This window comes from Paraburkholderia sp. RL17-347-BIC-D (genome assembly GCF_046027915.1).
In the GTDB taxonomy this organism is placed as follows: domain Bacteria; phylum Pseudomonadota; class Gammaproteobacteria; order Burkholderiales; family Burkholderiaceae; genus Paraburkholderia.
The window spans coordinates 1-1,015 of the sequence record NZ_JARESS010000192.1 but is presented as its reverse complement, the minus strand read 5'-3'; the positions used below and the strand labels follow the sequence as shown (position 1 = coordinate 1,015).

1 protein-coding gene is annotated in these 1,015 nt (G+C 55.6%); it reads right to left on the bottom strand.

Features of this window, described 5'->3' with window-relative positions:
* The coding region (gene ltrA, locus P0D96_RS48090; RefSeq protein ID WP_408321371.1) for a group II intron reverse transcriptase/maturase at nt 1-1,015 on the bottom strand (1,015 nt) is incomplete at both ends.

The window sequence follows — 1,015 nt, the reverse complement described above, 5'->3', positions numbered from 1 at the left end:
CAGCGACCCGCCAGTGAACGAACAACCGTGGGTAGACAGCTGCCATCTTGCGTAGCCATTCAGCGCTACGTCGTTTGTGTCGCGACAGTGTCTTGTACTTCCGTCTGGCCCAGCGCTCGAGCTTCCGATCGACATATTGGAAGATCGCATACATCGCCGTTCGATAGAACGCCCCATAGTAGTTCCACCACCCTTGTATCGTTGGATTGCATTGCTGCGCAAAGTCTTCAAGCGTGGCTGGAGTCCGACGATGTATCTGCCAACTCCGTACCGTTTGCCTCATCCGTTTCAGCGCATCGTTGCTCGCCGCCGGCAGGAAACTGGTGAATCGCCGGTTGTACCTACTCATTGCCTGTCGCGGTCTAAACGTAAAACCGAGGAAGGTAAATTGCACGTTCGGATAAGCTAAGGTGCGGTTCACGTCCTTGCAGTACACGATCTTCGACTTCTCCGGATGCATCGTCAAACCACACTGCTCCAGCCGTGATGCGATAGCTCGCATCACTTCTTCCGCCTGCCCGTGACTGCGGCAGTGAACCACTGCGTCATCGGCGTAGCGGGCGAAAGGAAGTTGTTGGTAAGTCCGCGTCATCCAGCTGTCGAACGCATAATGCATGAACAGATTCATCAGGATAGGACTGACTACTCCGCCTTGCGGGGTTCCCCTCTGCCGAGGTAGTCGGGCACCGTCTGCAGTCTCGAATGGCGCAGTAAGCCACCGCTCGATATACAGCAGGATCCAGTCTTCCTTGATGTGGTTTCGCACCGCCTTCATCAACAACGCATGATCGATCTGGTCAAACGCCGCCTTGATGTCAAACTCAACGACCCAGTCGTACTGCCAGCAACGCTTGCGCGTGACGGCAATCGCCTGTTTCGCCGACTTACCCGGCCGATATCCATACGAATCGGGATGAAACACCGGATCGAGTATCGGCTCGATCATGAGCTTGGCAACAGTTTGAGCGACTCGATCAGACACAGTAGGGACGGTCAGCGCGAACTGCACACGTGC